This is a genomic window from Nocardioides sp. GY 10113 (assembly GCF_004919105.1).
Taxonomy (GTDB): Bacteria; Actinomycetota; Actinomycetes; order Propionibacteriales; family Nocardioidaceae; genus Nocardioides.
Genome location: NZ_STGK01000020.1, coordinates 38842 through 55371, shown reverse-complemented (window position 1 = coordinate 55371; position 16530 = coordinate 38842). Strand labels below are relative to the sequence as shown.

The window sequence follows — 16530 nt, the reverse complement described above, 5'->3', positions numbered from 1 at the left end:
GTGCGAGGTCGACGATGGGTGACGCAATCGGTGCGACGCTCGGTTTCGCGGTGGGCATCGCGATCAGTCCCATTCCGATCGCCGCGGTCATCCTGATGTTGTTCAGCGCCCGCGCCCGAACCAACAGCATCTCCTTCATGGTGGCCTGGATCGTCGGCGTCGCCCTCGTCACGACGATCGTCGTGCTCATCCCCGGCCTCGAGACCGACGAGTCGGAGCCGAGCCGGACCACCGGCTGGATCAAGCTGATGCTGGGCGCCCTGCTCCTGCTGTTCGCTGCCCGGCAGTGGCGGTCACGACCGGCCCCCAGGGCGGAACCCCCGGTTCCGGGCTGGATGTCCCGCATCGACGAGCTCCGTCCCCGTGGCGCGCTGGGACTTGGATTCGTGCTGTCGGCGGTCAATCCCAAGAACCTGCTCCTCGCCGCCGCGGCAGGCGCCTCCCTGGGGGCGCTGCCCCTGTCGACCAGCCAGACCGCCGGTGCCATCACTGCGTTCACCGCCGTGGCGACTCTCACCGTCACGGTTCCCGTGCTCGGCTATCTCATCGGCGGGCAGCGGCTGGACCCCGCACTGGACCGGACCAAGACCTGGCTGATGGCGAACAACGCCACCGTCATGGCCGTGCTCCTGGTCCTCTTCGGCGTCAGTCTGGTCGGGGAAGCCCTCCAGATCCTCTCGTGAGCTGGCGCCCTGAGAAGCCCACCGTGGGCGGATGGACGCCCGTCACTCCAGCCCGACGAGCTGCGCCGACCGCTCCCACAGGCCGTCGATCAGCGCCTGGTCGTGCGCCTGCTTGTTCTCCCGGCCGTCGATCGTGAACCGGCTGAAGTAACGGCCGTCGATCTCGGGGTCGGGTCCGTGCACCGCCAGTGCGATCAGCGGCGCGGCGCCGTCCTCGACGGTGATCGTGCCGAACCGCTTGAGCGGGGTGCGGTAGAGCAGGCCGACGAACCAGGAGTCGCGGCCGAACGAGCTGGCCACCGGGCCGGGGTGGACGGCGACGGCGCAGATGCCGTCGCCCGACCAGCGCTGGCTGATGCCGCGGGTGAAGAGGATGTTCATCAGCTTGCCGGTGCCGTAGGCCGGGAACTCCATCGCGCGGCGGTGCTCGTAGTCGAGGTCGTCGAGGACGATCTTCCCGGCCAGGTTGCCGATGCTGGAGGTGTTCACCACCAGCGAGGAGCCCGCCGCCGCCAGTTGCGGGCGGAGGAGGTTGGTGAGCAGGAACGGCGCCAGGTGGTTGATCTGGAAGTTCGGCTCGTGGCCGTCGTGGGTCCGCCGCGACGGGGCGAACGTGCCGCCGGCGTTGTTCATCAGCACGTCGATCGACTCGACCCGCTCGGCCACGTCGGCGGCCAGGCGGCGTACGTCGTCGAGGCGGGCGAAGTCCGCGACGAGCGGCTCGGTGCCGACCGCCTCCGCGACGGGTCGCAGCTTCTCGGCGGAGCGGCCGGTGACCAGCACCGTGGCGCCGAGTCCGGCGAGGGTGCGCGCCGACTCCGCCCCGATGCCGTCGCTCGCGCCGGTCACCAGGACCGTGCGGCCGGCCATGCTCTGCTCGTCGGTCTGCTCGTCGGTCCGCTCGTCGGTCCGCTCGTCGGTCCGCTCGTCGGTCTGCCGGTCCGACGGGGTGTCCGGTCGCTCGCTCATGCCGCGAGCCTAGGGTGCCGCCCGGACCCGGCGCGACGGGTCCGCGGATTGCGGTCCGGTCAGGACCGGTCGATCCAGGCCGCCATCGCCTCCGGGTAGCGCTCACCCCGCACCGCGACGCTGTCCGCGGCGGCGTTCAGCTCGGCGAGGTCCGAGGCGGTGAGCGCGAGCTCGGCGGCTCCCAGGTTCTCCTCGACCCGCGCGATCCGGCGGGTGCCGGGGATCGGGACGATCCACGGCTGTTGGGCGAGCAGCCACGCCAGCGCCACCTGGCCGGGGGTGGCGCCGATCCGCTCGGCGATCGTGCCGACCCGGTCGGCGAGGTCCAGGTTGTGGTCCAGCACCTCGGGGGCGAAGCGCGGCAGGGTGGCCCTGATGTCCCCGGTGCCGAACCTGGTGCCCCGGGTGACCTGCCCGGTCAGCAGGCCACGACCGAGCGGACTGAACGGCACGAACCCGATGCCGAGCTCGGCCACGGTCGGCAGCACGGACTCCTCCGGCTCGCGCCAGAACAGCGAGTACTCGCTCTGCAGCGCCGTCACCGGCTGCACGGCGTGCGCGCGGCGGATCGTGGTGGGCCCGGCCTCGGAGAGACCGAAGTGGCGCACCTTGCCCGCCTCGATCAGCTCCTTGACGGTGCCGGCGACGTCCTCGATCGGCACGTCGGGGTCGACCCGGTGCTGGTAGCAGAGGTCGATGACGTCGGTGCGCAGCCGGCGCAGCGACCCGTCGACCGCGGCCCGGATGCTGTCGGGGCGGCTGCTGATCCCGGTCTGGCGGCCCTGCTCGTCGAACGCGAAGCCGAACTTCGTCGCGATGACGATGTCCTCGCGCACGGGAGCCAGCGCCTCGCCCACGATCTCCTCGTTGGCGAACGGCCCGTAGACCTCGGCCGTGTCGAAGAACGTGATCCCGTGTTCCACGGCCTCGCGCAGGAACCCGATCATCGTCGCCCGGTCGGGGGAGGGACCGAAGCTCTGGCTGATGCCCATGCAGCCGAGGCCGATGGCGGAGACCTCGAGGCCGGGGCCGAGCGTGCGGGTGTTCATCGGGTGGTGTCCTTCGGGTCGGTGGGCCGTCCCACCGTAGGGGAGCGCCGCTGGGCCGTGCGAGCGCCTCGCCGCCGGTCCACGGGTGCCGGCGGGGCGTGACCCGGTTGCGGCCCCGACGTTGACCTAGGCGTCGGGGCGGTCTCGGGAGTCCGGCGGGCGCGTTGCGGCCTGTCGCACGCGGCGGCAACCGGCTGACACGGGACTGCTCGGCCGATCCTCGGCCGCTCGGTGCCATCACCTCAGCGAAGGGAACTGACGAATGGGCGACATCAAGATCCTCGGGCGTGGACCTATCGGCCTCCGCGTCCTAGTGGCGATCCTCGGCCTCGCGTTGATCGGCACGTGGCTGACCGCGACCGACCCGGCCGACGCGGCCGTTCCCGCCGTGGCGGTACGGGCGGGCGCGAGCGCCGCGCCCACGCCCAGCGGTGCGGCGAGGGCGGCAAGCCCCGTGTGCGACGACAACCCGTACGTCGACTGCTACCCCCTGGCCAAGCCGAAGAAGATGAAGAAGCGGTTCAAGGACGGGAAGTACGGGACGGCGAAGGACATCAAGGCCCCGAGGTGGGTGTTCAAGAAGGCCAAGAGGTACGTCAGGAAGCACCCCGAGGTGGCGCCGGTGAGCGCGCGGCCGATCATCGACGTGCACGGTCGGCGGCTCAAGGACTGGGACTGGGGCTGGCTGGAGTGGACGGCGAAGAAGCTCAACAACACCCGCTGCGTGACGGGTCCGCTGGGCAACGCGTCCTGGTTCTTCGGCTGCGACGACCTTCCCGACCTTGAGAACACCGTGCGGCGCGTCCAGGTGACCTGCCATGGCGCCATGGTGCTGATCGGCGCGGTGACGAAGAACCCGATCGGTATGGGCAGCGGGTACGCCACCTGCCTGTGGGGTCAGATCCGCAGCCTCTCGGACTAGGTCCCGGACGAGGCGGACGACCGGGCGCGCTCGGTCCGCCTCCTGGGCCTCGCTCCGGGAGGCGGACCGAGATCGTCAGCCGTCCGCGGCGTCGCCCGTCACGAACGCGGCCACCAGGTCGGCGATCTGCGGGGCGTGGTCCTCCTGCAGGAAGTGCTTGCCGGGCAGCAGGGTGATCCCGTCCACCCCGGCGGCGCGGCGCGCCTCCTCGCCGTACCGGCCCGGAGGCAGCGCCGGGTCGCGCTCGCCCCAGACCACCTGCACCGGGTACGGCGCCTCGCCCAGCGTGCCCACGTAGAGGTCGCGCTTGGCGCGGGTCAGCTCGAACCCGCGCATGATCCGCAGGAAGGCCGCTCCGCCGTCGCCGCGGCGCAGGAGGTCGACGTAGGCGTCGGCCTCCGCAGCGGGCAGTGCGTCCGGGTGGGCGACGCCCTGGACGCGCATCAACATCCGGAAGACCGGCTTGGTCAGCCCCTTCAGGTACGCCGGCCCGAGGCCCCGGACCCGGAACGGGCGCATGCTCCACGGCGGGGTGAACGTGTCGACCTCCACGATGGTGTCGAGCACCGTCATCGACGCGACCCGCTCCGGCATCGCGGCCGCGACCTCGAACCCGACCGGGCCGCCGATGTCGTGCACCACGAGGTGGAACCGGTCCAGTCCGAGGGCGTCGACCGCCGCCGCGGCGAACCGGCCCAGGCCGGACCAGGAGTAGTCGAAGTCGGCCGGCCGGTCCGCGAGCCCGAGGCCCGGCAGGTCGAAGGCGATGCCGCGCAGGCCGCGTGCGGCCAGCTCGGGGACCACCTTGCGGTAGAGGAACGACGAGGCCGGCACACCGTGCAGGCACACCACGGGCGGCCCGGTGCCCTCGTCGAGCACGAAGCTGCCGACGCCGGCGGCCTCGAACCGCCGGCCGCTGCGCTCGTGGGTGGCGACCACCTCGCTGCTGTTCATGGGAGCTCTCCTGGGGTGTGCCGGGGCCGGAGCGCCGACGCTACCGGTGGCGGCCCGTCGCGCGGCGTAAGGTTGACGGCGCCACCCGTCCGCGAGCGCATCGAGGTGCCATGTCCTTCGAGTCCGAGGCCGGTACGCGCGGTAGCAGGCAGCCGCGGGGCTTCGTCCTGGCCACGTTCAACAGGTTCGCCATCCGCCGGATCCGATCCGGCAAGAAGTCGGTCGCCGGGCTCGATGCGCTCGTCCTGACCACGGTGGGCCGCAAGACCGGCGAGCGTCGGTCGACCCCGCTCGGGTGGTTCCCCGGCGAGGACGGGTCCTGGGTGGTCGTCGCCTCCGCGAACGGCGCCGCCCGCAATCCGGCGTGGTACCTCAACCTCGCCGCCGCGCCAGATCAGGTCGCGATCGATGTCGCGGGTGAGCACGTCGAGGTCTCGGCCGTGCAGCTCCACGGTGAGGAGCGCGAGCGTGCCTGGCAGACGGTCGTGTCCTCGGCGCCTCGGTATGCCAAGTACCGGGAGAGCACGGATCGCGAGATCCCCCTGGTCAAGCTCACCCGCCGAGCCGCCTGAGCGACGCGCCGCGCACCGGCCGCGGGTCGGGTCATCCGCGCGCGAGGACCCGCCAGGCGATGCTCGGCCGGAGCAGCCGCCTCGGGTGGTCCATCAGGTTGGTCACCCGGAAGAAGGCCGCCGCCACGACCGGATCCCGGCGCGCGACGCGCTGCAGCCGTCGGATGTAGGCGGCGACCCAGGCCGGAGCCGAGGGCGGCGGCCCCTCGACGCCGGGGATCTGCAGGTCGGCGCCGGTGACCATCGCCCAGGCGCGGTCGACGACCTCCGCGGCACCGGCGGGGTAGTCGGTGCGGACCGCCCCCAGGCCGCTGGCGAGCGCGTCGCCCAGCGCCACCGCCTCCAAGGCGGCGACGCTCATGCCCTGCCCGAAGGACGGGTTGAAGGAGCAGATGGCGTCGCCGATGGGCGCGTACCCGACCGGCAGGTCCGCGACCTCCTCGAAGTAGCGGCGCCGCGAGTCCGGGAACCGGTATCCGCGCGGAGCGTGCAGCAGCGGACGGCTGGCGAGCAGCGGGCCCAGGTCGGTGTTGACCAGCTGCCGGGCGTAGGCGCGGAACCCGTCCTCGTCCAGCGGCGGGTGCTCGTCGACGTAGCCGAACAGGGTGACGATCCACCGGTCGCCCTCCTGCGCGATCGCCACGCCGCCGCGGGGAACGGTGGGCACCGGGCCCGAGACCGACACCAGGCGGCCGTCGATGTCGTCGGGGCGTCGCTCGATGTGCGTGGTCGCATAGGTGAGCCCGATCTTGACGCGCTCCTCCCGGGGGACGGGCAGCCCCAGGTCGCGCAGCCAGCCCACGCCGCGGCCGGAGCGGCCCGTGGCGTCGACGACCAGGTCGGCGCGCATCGTCTCCTCCATCGGGCCCGCTCCGGGGTGACGCACCCGGACGCCGACCACGCGACCGGCCTCGGCGAGGAGTCCGCAGACGTCGATGCCCTCGATCACGGTGACGTTGTCGAGCTTGCGGACGCGGTCGCGTACGGCGGACTCGACCGTCTCCCGCGAGACGCTCATGCCGTCCTGCCCGATGGTGGTGTCGGCCAGCAGCCCGCCGCCGATGAACCAGCGGCCGCTGCGACCGAGGTCGTCCTTGGTGACCGCCCCGGCGGCGAGCAGGTCCTCGGAGAACCCCGGCAGGAGCCGCTCGGCGGCCAGGCGTCCGCCGGCGAGCAGCCCGTGGGCGTGACCGACCTGGGGGGTGCCGGGGCGCGGCGCCGGTCCGTCGGGGAGCGTGTCGCGCTCGAGCACGATGACCTCCTCGGCGTACGGCTGACAGGCCGCCGCGGCGAGCAGGCCGGCGATGCTCCCGCCGGCGATGATCACGGTGCCGGCGGAGCGGCTCTCCGGGATGGTGGGAGTGGTGGCCATGAGGTCCTCCGGTGGACTGGGTGGATGGGAGGCCCACCGTCCGGCCGGGAACTGCTCATCCACCAGGTCAGGTGCTGTCCGGTTCCTGTCCCTGCGCCGGTCCGCCGGGCGACCCCTCCGCGGCGGGCGGGCCGTGCAGCTCCCAGGACCAGAGGACGTCGCACAGTCGCTCCGCACCGGCGCGCAGGTGGCGGCGGTAGGTGCTGAAGGGCAGCCCGAGAACCTCCGCGGCCCGCTCCTGGGTGGCGGCCGGGCGGAGGTAGGTGCGGTCGAGCGCGCGGGCGGCGACGGCGGTGCGGGGATCGGAACCCATCTGCTCGACGGCGCGCCGGACGCTCGCCACCAGGGCGGCGGGCTCGGGCCCGTCCCTGTCGTCGGCCCGGCACAGGCGCGAGTCGAGCAACGGGCTGGCGTGCAGCCGATCGGGGCGGGTCAGGTCTCGGAGCGCCGCGCGCACCGCGGCGTCGAAGTCCTCCCGGGCCAGCGCGACGGGCGCCGCCCGGGGCGGCGGCACCGTGCCGTGCTCGTCGATCTCGCGGGCCGCCATGCCCTCCAGCCAGTCCGAGTAGTCGCTCCGTGCGAAGTCGCGAGCCCAGACCCCGACCGTCCGCGGCTCCCCGGCCGGGCCGACGACGTCGACCTCGCCCAGCGGCTCGAACCCGATGTAGGTCCAGATCGGGGCCCACGTCCGGTGCCACAGCGAGGAGACGAGCACCCAGCCCAACCGCGGCACCGTCCAGCCGCGCAGGGAGACCGCGGCGACCACGTCGGAGAAGCCCCCGAGCCTGTCGGGCGAGACCACGTCGGCGATCGCCCAGTGGAAGACCACCTCGCGGGGCTCGGGCGGCCGGCGCCGTGAGATCGCCTCCCAAGCGAACGCCGCGACCGGGTCGGCGGCGCGCTCCTCCTCGCTCGCCTCGGACAGCACCGGGTGCACGAGGGCGCCGCGCAGCGCTCCGCGGGCGTCCTCCACCAGGTGCCCGGCGCCGGGCTGGGCGGCCAGCCAGTGGGCGGCCGCGGCGGCGCGGGTCGGGCCCTCGCTGCGGGCGAAGGCGTCCACCGCGAGGTGGTGGGTCTCCGGCGTCACCTGGCGCGGGACCAGCGAACCGAGGTCGGCGAAGGCGTACAGCGCGGTCGCTGTCGGGTTGCCCCGGTGCAGGAAGAGCAGGTCGTTCGCCGCCCGGTGCGCCTCGGCCGCGGTGCCGTGCTCGATGCGGTGCAGGATCACCGTGCGGATCCGCCGGTGGAGGTCGGCGAAGGCCTCCCGGTCGCGCCACCGGAGGTCGTGGTCGAGGGCGTCGCGCACCACGTCGTGGACCGTCATCCCGTCCGGGTGCGACTCGGCGTACGGCCGCTCGCGCAACCAGCTCAGCAGCGCGTCGGCGGCCTCCTCGTCCAGGTCGAGCACCTCGCGCAGGAGCGCCCGGTCGACCCGGCGGGCGTGTCCGCACACGTGCAACGCCCTGCGCTGCTCGGCGGTGACCGTGTCGTCGATGAACCGACCCAGGAGCCGGGCCGCGGAGTCGGGGTGCGCGAACAACGGACCGCCCGGTGTCGGCGCCCCCGCGGCCGGCGCCGCCAGCGCCTGGTCGGCGGCGATCACCAGCGCCAGCGGGTGACCACAGGTCGCCCGCACCAGGTCCTCGACCAGCGGCTCGTCGGTGACCCCGCGGGCCCGCAGCAGGGCCGCGGCGTCCGGCGCGGTGAGGTTGCGCAGCGGCACCTCGAGCGCGAGCGCGGACCAGACCGGATCCGACCGCCACTCCTCCGGCGGCGGGTTGCGTCCGGCCACCACCAGGACGCTGTCGCCGGGCATCGCCGGCAGCAGGTCGCGCCACAGCCAGCGCTCCACACCGGCGAGCAGCTCGAACCGGTCCAGCAGCACCACCCCGCCCGGCGGGCACAGGTCGGCGACCTGTGCGCCGGGGGCGTCCCGCAGCGCCGCGAGCGCGGCCGCCAGCGCGGCGGGGGAGGGCTCGACGTCCTGGCCGTCCACGCGCAGGCTCTCCCGGCCCCGGTCGCTCAGCCGGTCCGCCAGGGCGGTCAGCAGCGTCGACTTGCCGACCCCGCCGGGCCCGTGGACGTAGACCACCGCGGGCGCGTCCTCCCGGTCGAGGGAGCCGCAGATCGACGCCAGCTCCGCCTCCCTGCCGACGAACGCCTCGCGGCGCGCGGCGCGCACACGGGAGGCGTGGGTCGGGACCATGGGCTCATCCTGATCCCGGGTGACGGGAGTCGTCCACCGTGGTGCGGGCCCGATGGACCGCCGGGATCACATCTCCTCGTGCGTCTCCGGGTCGCCCCCGAAGAGCCGCCCGTCGGTGCGGCCGAGGGCGGTGATCGCCTGGACCTCCGCGGTGGTCAGCTCGAACCCGAACACGTCGAGGTTCTCCCGCTGCCGTGACGGCGTCGCCGACTTCGGGATGGGCAGCGACCCGATCTGGAGCTGCCAGCGCAGGATCACCTGGCCGGGAGTCACCCCGTGCGCCCGGGCTGCGTCGGCGACGGCGGGCTCGGCGAACGGCGCCCGCCGCTTGCCCATCGGGCTCCACGACTCGGTGCGGATCCCGCGGGCGTCGTTGACGGCGCGCATCCGGACCTGCGGGAAGTAGGGGTGCAGCTCGATCTGGTTGACCGCCGGCTTCACCCCGGTCTCGGCGATGATCCGGTCCAGGTGGGCCTCGGAGAAGTTGGAGACGCCGATCGACCGCACCAGTCCCTGCTCACGCAGGTCGACCAGCGCTCGCCACGCCTCGACGTAGCGGTCGACGCTGGGGTTGGGCCAGTGGATCAGGTGCAGGTCGAGGTGGTCCACGCCGAGCCGCCGCAGGGAGTCCTTGGTCGAGGCGATCGCGTCGTCGTACCCGTGGTGGCGGCCGGGGATCTTGCTGGTCAGCCAGACCTCGTCGCGCGGTACGCCGGAGGCGCGGAGCGCGCGGCCGACCTCCTCCTCGTTCCCGTAGTTCACGGCGGTGTCGAGCAGGCGGTAGCCGACCTCCAGCGCGCTGCGGATCGCGGCCTCGCCCTCGTCGCCGGTCAGCGGGTAGGTGCCGAAGCCGATCGCGGGCAGCGACGTGCCGTCGTTCAGGGCTACCCGGGGCAGCTCGGCGGGGTTCTCGCTCATGCTCCCCACCGTAGGGTGCGCCTCCTACGCTGGGGGCGTGCCCACCGCTCCCGCGATCGTCCTCATCGCGCCCGACCACGCCGACGACATGCAGTCCGGGTTCGGCCGCTACGTCGCCGAGTACGACGTCCGCCTCGCCCGCTCCTGCGCCGAGGCGCTGGAGGTCACCCACGAGATCCTCGGATCCGGCGGCACGGTCGCGCTCTACGCCGCCGAGTCCGTGCTGCCGGATGCGGACGTGCTGCACTGCTTCCACAAGCTGCGGGAGAAGGTGCCGACCGCGCGCCGGCTGATCGCTGCCCACATCGACCGCTTCCTCACCGACGGTCCGCCGCTGCGGGCCGCGATGGCCAAGGGGAAGTACGACGCCTACCTGCTGATGCCGCGCGGGGTCCGCGACGAGGAGTTCCACCACGCCATCACCGACCTGCTCTCGGACTGGGGCTCCACGGTCCCCGACCCGGAGGTGGTCGCGGTCAAGATCATCTCGCCCCGCCGCGACGGGCTGACGCTGGCGATCCGTGACTTCCTGGACCGGATGGGGATGCCGAGCCGGGTGTGGGAGCCCGAGAGCGACGCCGGCCAGTACGTGCTGGACCGGTGGGACGGACCGGTGGCGTTCCCCCTGGTCTCGACCATCCGCGGCGACGTGATCCAGCCGGCCAGCGTGCGCGACGTGGCGATCAGCATGTACGGCGCGCCGACCGCGATCGACGTGGACAAGGTGGTCGACGTGGCGATCGTCGGCGGGGGACCGGCGGGGCTGGCGGCCGCCGTCTACGCGTCCTCCGAGGGACTCTCCACCGTGATCCTCGAGGCCGAGGCGATCGGCGGGCAGGCGGGGACCAGCTCGATGATCCGCAACTACCTGGGCTTCCCGCGCGGCATCTCCGGGATGCGCCTGGCCCAGCGGGCGCGCAACCAGGCGGTCCGGTTCGGGGCCAGCTTCTACTCCGGCCAGGTCGTCGACGAGCTCCGGCCCGGCGCCGACGGCGTCCCGCACGTGCTGTGCACCGACACCGGTGAGGTGCGGGCCCGGTCGGTGGTGATCGCCAGCGGGGTGGCCTACCGCAAGCTGCGCGTGGAGCCGGTGGAGGCCCTGGTCGGGTCCGGTGTCTACTACGGCGCGGCGATGACCGCGGCGCGGGAGCTGGAGGGCCAGGACGTGTACGTCGTCGGCGGGGGCAACTCGGCCGGCCAGGCGGCCGTGCACCTGGCCCGGTTCGCGCGCTCGGTGACCATCCTGGTGCGCCGGGAGGGACTGGCCGAGACGATGTCGTCGTACCTGGTCGGCGAGATCGAGTACAACTCCCGGATCTCGGTGCGGACGTGCTGCCGGGTGGTCGACGGCGGCGGGGACGGGCGGCTGGAGTGGCTCGCGCTGGAGGACGTCCGGACCGGGGACGTCGAGCGGGTGGGGGCCTCCGGGCTCTTCCTGCTGCTCGGTGCGGAGCCGCACTGCGACTGGATCCCGCCGGAGATCGCCCGGGACGACCGGGGCTTCGTGCTCACCGGTCGCGACGTGCCGAAGGAGCACTGGGTCGAGGGGCTACCGCCGGAGAACCTGGCCACCACCGTGCCCGGCGTCTTCGCCGCGGGCGACGTGCGGTCGGGATCGATGAAGCGGGTCGCGTCGGCCAGCGGCGAGGGAGCGTCGGTGGTGCCACTGGTGCACGCCTACCTGGCCTCGGCGACCACCTGAGCCGGGCGCGCCGGGTCGCGTCGTGTGCCCCAGACACCGGCCCACCGGTCTCCGGGGCACACGACCGCGCGTTCTCGCCGACCCTCAGGCGGTCAGCTCGCCCGCCAGCTCGTCGAACACGGCGACGTAGGCGTCGACGGACTCCTCGGTGTGGGTGACCGAGAGCGTCCACTCCTCCTCGCGGCCCGGCGTCATGAAGATGCCCCGGTTGAGGTTGAACAGCCAGGCCAGGTCGGCCAGGGGACCGTTCTGGTGGGCCTTGAACGACTCGTAGTCGGTGACCTTCACCGGCGCGAAGGTCACGCAGCCCTTGGAGCCGATGCCGAGGGCGTAGCCGGGCAGGTCGTACTTGTCGATCACCGACTGGCAGCCGCCGACGATCCGGTCGTTGAGGCGGTCGAGGTGGGCGTAGGCATCGGCGGTGAGGACCTCCTCCAGCGAGGCGCGCGCCGCGGCCATCGTCAGCGGGTTCCCGTTGTAGGTGCCGACCTGGTAGACCGAGCCGTCCTCCACCACCGACATCACCTCCTCGGAGCCGCCGATGGCGCCGGTCGGCAGGCCGCCGCCGAGCGCCTTGGCGAGGGTGACCATGTCGGGCATGACGCCGAACTTCTCCACCGCGCCGCCGGGCGCGATGCACAGTCCGGTCTTGACCTCGTCGAAGATCAGCACGATGCCGTGCCGGAGGGTGATCTCGCGGACGGACTCGAGGTAGCCGGGCTCGGGGAGCACGACGCCGAGGTTCATCATCGCGGCCTCCATGATCACGCAGGCCGGCTTGCGGCCCTCGGCGGTCAGCCGCTCGATCCGGCGCTCCATGGCGCCGGCGTCGTTGAACGGCACCGCGACGGTCATGTCGACCACCGACTGCGGGATGCCCGCGCCGTACGCGAGCGACTCCAGGTTCTCGCGGTCGCCGATCCGGTCGTAGTCGACGCCGATCGAGACCATCACGCCGTCGTGGTGGCCGTGGTAGGAGCCGAAGATCTTCATGACGGTGTCGCGGCCGGTGAAGGCGCGCGCGATCCGGATGGCGTCCATCGTCGCCTCGGAGCCGGAGTTCGTGTAGCGCCACTTGGGCAGGCCCCAGCGCCGGGCGAGCTCGTCGGCGACCCAGACGTCGTCCTCGGTCGGGCAGGCGAAGTGCGTGCCCTCGGGGTAGCGCCGGGCGATGGCCGCGCCGATCGCCGGGTGCGCGTGGCCCTGGACCATCGAGCCGAACCCGTTGTGGAAGTCCCACATCTGGTTGCCGTCGACGTCCCAGACCAGCGGGCCCGAGCCCTTCTCCAGGTAGATCGGCCACGGGTCCCGCAGCTGGTACGACGACGCGACGCCGCCGGACAGGTGGACCCGGGCGCGCTCGTACAGGTCGCGCGAGCCCGAGGTGCGCTCGTTCAGCCGGGCGGACTCGCGCGCGGTCAGCTCGGCGATCCGTGCCGGGTCGATGGTGATGCTCATGGTTCCTCCTGCGAGTGCGGTGTGGCCGGTGGTCACCGGCGCGGGGTCGTGGGTGCCGGGTAGCGGGTCAGCCGAGGAGCTCCCGGGCGAGCGCCAGGTGGAAGTCGACCGCGAGCGCGAGGTCGTCGATGTGGACCCGCTCGTCGGCGTTGTGGAAGCCGGCCGTGATCACCTCGGCGGAGGTCGCTCGGAACGGGCTGAACCCGTACGCCGTCGGCGTGCCCGCCTCGCGCAGGTAGACCGAGTCGGTGAACCCGGTGCCCAGCATCGGCAGCAGCGTCGCGTCGTCGCCGGAGGCGGAGAGCACGCGCGCCATCGCCGCCATCAGGTCGGAGTCCGGGGTCGAGGCGCTGCCGGCGACGAGGTGCTCGGGCCACTCCAGGTCGTAGGGGAGGTCGTCGCCCAGGCGGGCCCGCACCGCGCGCTCGACGTCGGCGGCGCTGGTGCCGGGCAGGATCCGGCAGTCGAGCTCGACCGAGGCGCGGGCCGGCATCACGTTGCGCTTGCCGGAGCCGGCGAGCAGCGTCGGCGCCATGGTCGTCCCGGCCAGCGCGGGCAGGGTGTGCGCCAGCACCGGGTGCAGCCGGGCCGCCCGCGCGACGGCCTCGTCGAACCCACCGTCGAACCCGCCGTCGAGGTCGCTGAACGGCTCGCCGAGGAGCTCGGCGAGGATCCTGTCGACCAGCGGCGAGGGCACGTGGGTGGGCATGCCGCGGCCGACGCGGCGCAGCAGCTCGCCGAGGATCGGGACGGCGTTGTTGCCGACGTCGGGGGTGGAGGCGTGGCCGGCCTCGCCGTGCGCCACCACCCGCACCGGGTAGGTGCCCTTCTCGCCGATCCCGACGGTCTGCACGACCCGCCCGTCGGCCAGCGGGAGTCGCTCCCCGCCGCCCTCGTTGATCGCCAGGTCGGGCCGGATGTCGGGGCGCGCCTCGAGCAGCCAGCGCATCCCGACGTCGTACATGCCGTCCTCCTCGTCGGCGACGGCGATGAACCACAGGTCGGCGCGCGGCCGGAAGCCGGTGCGCGCCAGCTCGGCCAGTGCCACCGCGCGGGCGGCGACCTCGTTCTTCATGTCGATCGCCCCGCGGCCCCACAGCCAGCCCGCCTCGTCCACGACGGCGGCGAACGGCGGGTGGGTCCAGTCCCGCGCGTCGGCGGGCACCACGTCGAGGTGGCCGACGAAGGCCAGCGACGGCGCCGGCTGCCCATCCGCGCCGGCGGCACCGGTGCCCGGGATCCGGGCGACCAGGTTGGCCCGGCGCGGGTCACGCGCGACGAGCTCGCAGTCGACACCGGCCGCGGCGAGGTAGTCGCGCAGGTACTCCGCGGCCGGGGTCTCCTCGCCCGGCGGGCGGCCGAGCGCGGACTCCGGTGCGTTGGAGGTGTCGAACCGGATGAGCGCACGGGCGACCTCGAGCACCTCGCGGTGCAGCGCCTCCGGGGACGTCTGCGGCACGGCGGGGCTGGTCATGCCACGCCCAGCCGGTCCAGCACCCAGGCGTAGACCTCCGCCTCGTAGCCCAGGTGCCCGAAGCGTCCCGAGGGGCCGGTGTGCGAGCCGGCGCCGGTCTCCACGCGGAACAGGCAGCGCGGCGCCCACTCAGGATCGGTCTCGCGCAGCAGCGCGACCCACTTGGCCGGCTCGTGGACCATCACCCGCGGGTCGTGCAGCGCGCCGGTCGCCAGCAGGTCGGGGCGACCGCCGGCCGGGGGCGGGTTGTCGTAGGGGGAGTAGGCCAGCATCCAGTCGAAGTCGGCGCGCCGTCGCGGGTCGCCCCACTCGTCCCACTCGTTGACGGTCAGCGGGATGGAGGCGTCGAGCATCGTGGTGACCACGTCCACGAACGGCACCTCGGCGACCACCGCCCGCCACCGGTCGGGCCGCTGGCTGAAGACGGCGCCCTGCAGCAGGCCGCCGGCCGAGAGCCCGCGGGAGGCGATCCGGTCCCCGTCCACGTAGGTGCCGGCCAGCCCGTCCGCGACCGCGACGAAGTCGGTGAAGGTGTGCTGCTTGTGCTCCAGGCGGCCGTCCAGCCACCAGCGGCGCCCGCCCTCGCCGCCGCCGCGCACGTGGGCGTGGGCGAAGACGACGCCGCGGTCCAGCAGACTGGGCAGCGCGGGGTCCCAGTCGGGCTCGAAGGTGTATTCGTAGGAGCCGTAGCCGTAGAGCAGCAGCGGCGCGGTGCCGTCCAGGGGCGTGTCGCGGTGGCGCACCAGCGTCACCGGCACCGGGGTGCCGTCCGTCGAGGGCACGGTGATCCGCTCGGTGCGGTAGCGCCCCGGCTCGTGGCCGGGGGCCTCCGCGCGCAGCACCTCGCGCAGGGTGCCGTCGGCGAGGGTCAGGTCGCTCCACACCGGCGGCGCGACGTGCGCCTGGTCGGCCACCACGACCGCCCCGACGTCGTACGACGTCGTGCGGGCCAGCCGGACCGCACCGCCGTCGAACGCGCTGCGCACCACGGTGCCGGCGGCGGCCAGGTCGTCGAGGGGGACGACGCGCAGGCGGTGCTCGGCGTCGGCGCGCAGGCTCAGCACCGCGTGGGTGGCGAAGGCGTCGACGCGCTCCAGCCGCTCGGCGGGGTCCTCCGCGCGCACCTCCTTCCACACGGTGTGGTCCTGGTCGGCGTCGCGCGGCACCGGCGCGGCGACCAGCCGGAACTCGGTCGCGCCGTCATTCGTGACCACCAGCAGAGGGCCGTCGCGGAGGTGCTCGCTGCGGTAGACGATCCCGGGGCGCCGTGCGCCCACGGTCCGCGGCGGTGCCTCGGGCGCGGCGGCGTCGATCGCCCACTCCTCGCCGGTGTCGCGGCTCTCGCTGCGGATCAGCACGAGCTGTCCGCTGCGGGAGCCGCGAACGGTCAGCGCGAACCGCTCATCGGGCTCGGCGACCACCAGGACGTCCTCGCCGGCCGGGGTGCCGAGACGGTGCCGCCAGACCTGGTGGGGACGGTAGGCCTCGTCGTGGACGGTGTAGAAGAAGGTGGTCGCGTCGGCGCTCCAGGCCCCGCCGTAGTAGCTGCGGGGCACGACCTCGTCCAGGTCGGCTCCGGTGCGCAGGTCGCGGAAGCGCAGCTCGTAGACCTCGTCGCCCTCGGTGTCCACGGAGTAGGCCAGCAGGTGCTCGTCCGGGCTGACCAGGGTGAGGCCGAGCTCGAAGTAGTCGGAACCGTCGGCCAGGCCGCAGACGTCCAGCACGGTCTCCGCTGCGGCGTCGGTCGCGGCGCCCAGCGGTCGACGGACCAGGTCGGCGTACTCGCCGCCGGGCGGGGTGACCAGGGAGTACCGGTACCGGGTCCGAGCCCACCACGGGGAGGCCTCGGTGGCCGGCACCCGGGCGACCATCTCCTCGGCGAGCTCCTCGACCCGCTCGCGCAGCGGCGCGGTCGCCGCGTCGTAGTAGTCCCGCTCGGCCTCGAGGTGGGTGACCAGCTCGGCGCCCCCGGCCGCCATCCAGTGGTACGGGTCGGCACGGGGGACGTCGTGCTCGCGGTGCTCGAACGGGCGACGGACCGCCCGCGGAGGGGAAACCTGTGTCACCCCGGCAACCTAACCTCCCGGACCCGGACGTGGAATGCCGATTTCGTGCCGAAACGGAGATTTCACGGAGGAATCGGTTTCCAAACTGTTTCCTCCATAAAGATTCCGACGCGAATTTCGGATCGAAGGGTCAAATTCGTCGCACGTTGTAGTAGGACATGGACAGACGGAGCGCCCCAACGCCG

General features: G+C 73.5%; 13 protein-coding genes. 4 read left to right on the top strand and 9 right to left on the bottom strand.

The genetic code is table 11. The annotated features are described in order from the left end of the window. Positions 1-14: 14 nt before the first annotated feature. Positions 15-683 carry a GAP family protein gene (locus E8D34_RS19005; protein ID WP_136596236.1) on the top strand — a complete coding sequence of 223 codons (669 nt, stop codon included), beginning with the start codon at positions 15-17 and terminating at the stop codon, positions 681-683. Positions 684-725: 42 nt separating this feature from the next. Here E8D34_RS19005 and E8D34_RS19000 read toward each other — a convergent pair whose 3' ends face one another. Further along, on the bottom strand, positions 726-1652 hold the full coding sequence (locus E8D34_RS19000) for an SDR family NAD(P)-dependent oxidoreductase (protein ID WP_206056804.1): 927 nt from the start codon (positions 1650-1652) through the stop codon (positions 726-728). Positions 1653-1711: 59 nt separating this feature from the next. Continuing rightward, the gene (locus E8D34_RS18995; RefSeq protein WP_136596235.1) at positions 1712-2701 is read right to left on the bottom strand and encodes an aldo/keto reductase; all 990 of its coding nucleotides are present in this window, start codon (positions 2699-2701) and stop codon (positions 1712-1714) included. 262 nt (positions 2702-2963) lie between these two features. Between E8D34_RS18995 and E8D34_RS18990 the strand changes: the two genes are divergently transcribed. Further along, a complete protein-coding gene (locus E8D34_RS18990) occupies positions 2964-3623 on the top strand; it encodes a hypothetical protein (protein ID WP_136596234.1) in 660 nt (219 codons plus the stop codon). A gap of 75 nt (positions 3624-3698) precedes the next feature. Here E8D34_RS18990 and E8D34_RS18985 read toward each other — a convergent pair whose 3' ends face one another. Next, a complete protein-coding gene (locus E8D34_RS18985) occupies positions 3699-4577 on the bottom strand; it encodes an alpha/beta fold hydrolase (protein WP_136596233.1) in 879 nt (292 codons plus the stop codon). Between the two features lie 110 nt (positions 4578-4687). On the opposite strand from E8D34_RS18985, the gene E8D34_RS18980 reads away from it, so the two are divergent. After that, complete coding sequence (locus tag E8D34_RS18980) at positions 4688-5149, top strand: nitroreductase/quinone reductase family protein (protein WP_136596232.1); 462 nt, start codon at positions 4688-4690, stop codon at positions 5147-5149. Between the two features lie 31 nt (positions 5150-5180). On the opposite strand, the gene E8D34_RS18975 is transcribed toward E8D34_RS18980, so the two are convergent. The 3 genes from E8D34_RS18975 to E8D34_RS18965 all read right to left on the bottom strand — a co-directional run bounded on the left by E8D34_RS18975 (position 5181) and on the right by E8D34_RS18965 (position 9645). Then, complete coding sequence (locus E8D34_RS18975) at positions 5181-6521, bottom strand: monooxygenase (RefSeq protein ID WP_136596231.1); 1341 nt, start codon at positions 6519-6521, stop codon at positions 5181-5183. A gap of 67 nt (positions 6522-6588) precedes the next feature. Beyond that, positions 6589-8727 (bottom strand): ATP-binding protein, encoded by a 2139-nt coding sequence (locus tag E8D34_RS18970; RefSeq protein WP_136596230.1) that lies wholly within the window; start codon positions 8725-8727, stop codon positions 6589-6591. A 66-nt stretch (positions 8728-8793) separates the two neighbouring features. Continuing rightward, positions 8794-9645, bottom strand: coding sequence for an aldo/keto reductase (locus E8D34_RS18965; RefSeq protein WP_136596229.1), 852 nt, complete (start codon positions 9643-9645; stop codon positions 8794-8796). A gap of 37 nt (positions 9646-9682) precedes the next feature. Between E8D34_RS18965 and E8D34_RS18960 the strand changes: the two genes are divergently transcribed. Beyond that, a complete protein-coding gene (locus E8D34_RS18960) occupies positions 9683-11347 on the top strand; it encodes an FAD-dependent oxidoreductase (RefSeq protein WP_206056803.1) in 1665 nt (554 codons plus the stop codon). Positions 11348-11431: 84 nt separating this feature from the next. Here E8D34_RS18960 and E8D34_RS18955 read toward each other — a convergent pair whose 3' ends face one another. From E8D34_RS18955 to E8D34_RS18945, 3 genes are all read right to left on the bottom strand, one after another. Then, a complete protein-coding gene (locus tag E8D34_RS18955; protein ID WP_136596227.1) occupies positions 11432-12805 on the bottom strand; it encodes an aspartate aminotransferase family protein in 1374 nt (457 codons plus the stop codon). Positions 12806-12872: 67 nt separating this feature from the next. Beyond that, complete coding sequence (locus tag E8D34_RS18950; protein ID WP_136596226.1) at positions 12873-14279, bottom strand: M20/M25/M40 family metallo-hydrolase; 1407 nt, start codon at positions 14277-14279, stop codon at positions 12873-12875. Then, positions 14276-16345 (bottom strand): prolyl oligopeptidase family serine peptidase, encoded by a 2070-nt coding sequence (locus E8D34_RS18945; protein ID WP_136596225.1) that lies wholly within the window; start codon positions 16343-16345, stop codon positions 14276-14278. The genes E8D34_RS18950 and E8D34_RS18945 overlap by 4 nt, the downstream gene beginning before the upstream one ends. Between the last annotated feature and the right edge of the window lie 185 nt (positions 16346-16530).

Excerpts from the sequence above, each read along its gene's own strand:
- E8D34_RS19005 (WP_136596236.1), top strand. The coding sequence starts at position 15 with ATGGGTGACGCAATCGGTGCGACGCTCGGTTTCGCGGTGGGCATCGCG.
- E8D34_RS19000 (WP_206056804.1), bottom strand. The coding sequence starts at position 1,652 with ATGAGCGAGCGACCGGACACCCCGTCGGACCGGCAGACCGACGAGCGG.
- E8D34_RS18995 (WP_136596235.1), bottom strand. The coding sequence starts at position 2,701 with ATGAACACCCGCACGCTCGGCCCCGGCCTCGAGGTCTCCGCCATCGGC.
- E8D34_RS18990 (WP_136596234.1), top strand. The coding sequence starts at position 2,964 with ATGGGCGACATCAAGATCCTCGGGCGTGGACCTATCGGCCTCCGCGTC.
- E8D34_RS18985 (WP_136596233.1), bottom strand. The coding sequence starts at position 4,577 with ATGAACAGCAGCGAGGTGGTCGCCACCCACGAGCGCAGCGGCCGGCGG.
- E8D34_RS18980 (WP_136596232.1), top strand. The coding sequence starts at position 4,688 with ATGTCCTTCGAGTCCGAGGCCGGTACGCGCGGTAGCAGGCAGCCGCGG.
- E8D34_RS18975 (WP_136596231.1), bottom strand. The coding sequence starts at position 6,521 with ATGGCCACCACTCCCACCATCCCGGAGAGCCGCTCCGCCGGCACCGTG.
- E8D34_RS18970 (WP_136596230.1), bottom strand. The coding sequence starts at position 8,727 with ATGGTCCCGACCCACGCCTCCCGTGTGCGCGCCGCGCGCCGCGAGGCG.
- E8D34_RS18965 (WP_136596229.1), bottom strand. The coding sequence starts at position 9,645 with ATGAGCGAGAACCCCGCCGAGCTGCCCCGGGTAGCCCTGAACGACGGC.
- E8D34_RS18955 (WP_136596227.1), bottom strand. The coding sequence starts at position 12,805 with ATGAGCATCACCATCGACCCGGCACGGATCGCCGAGCTGACCGCGCGC.
- E8D34_RS18950 (WP_136596226.1), bottom strand. The coding sequence starts at position 14,279 with ATGACCAGCCCCGCCGTGCCGCAGACGTCCCCGGAGGCGCTGCACCGC.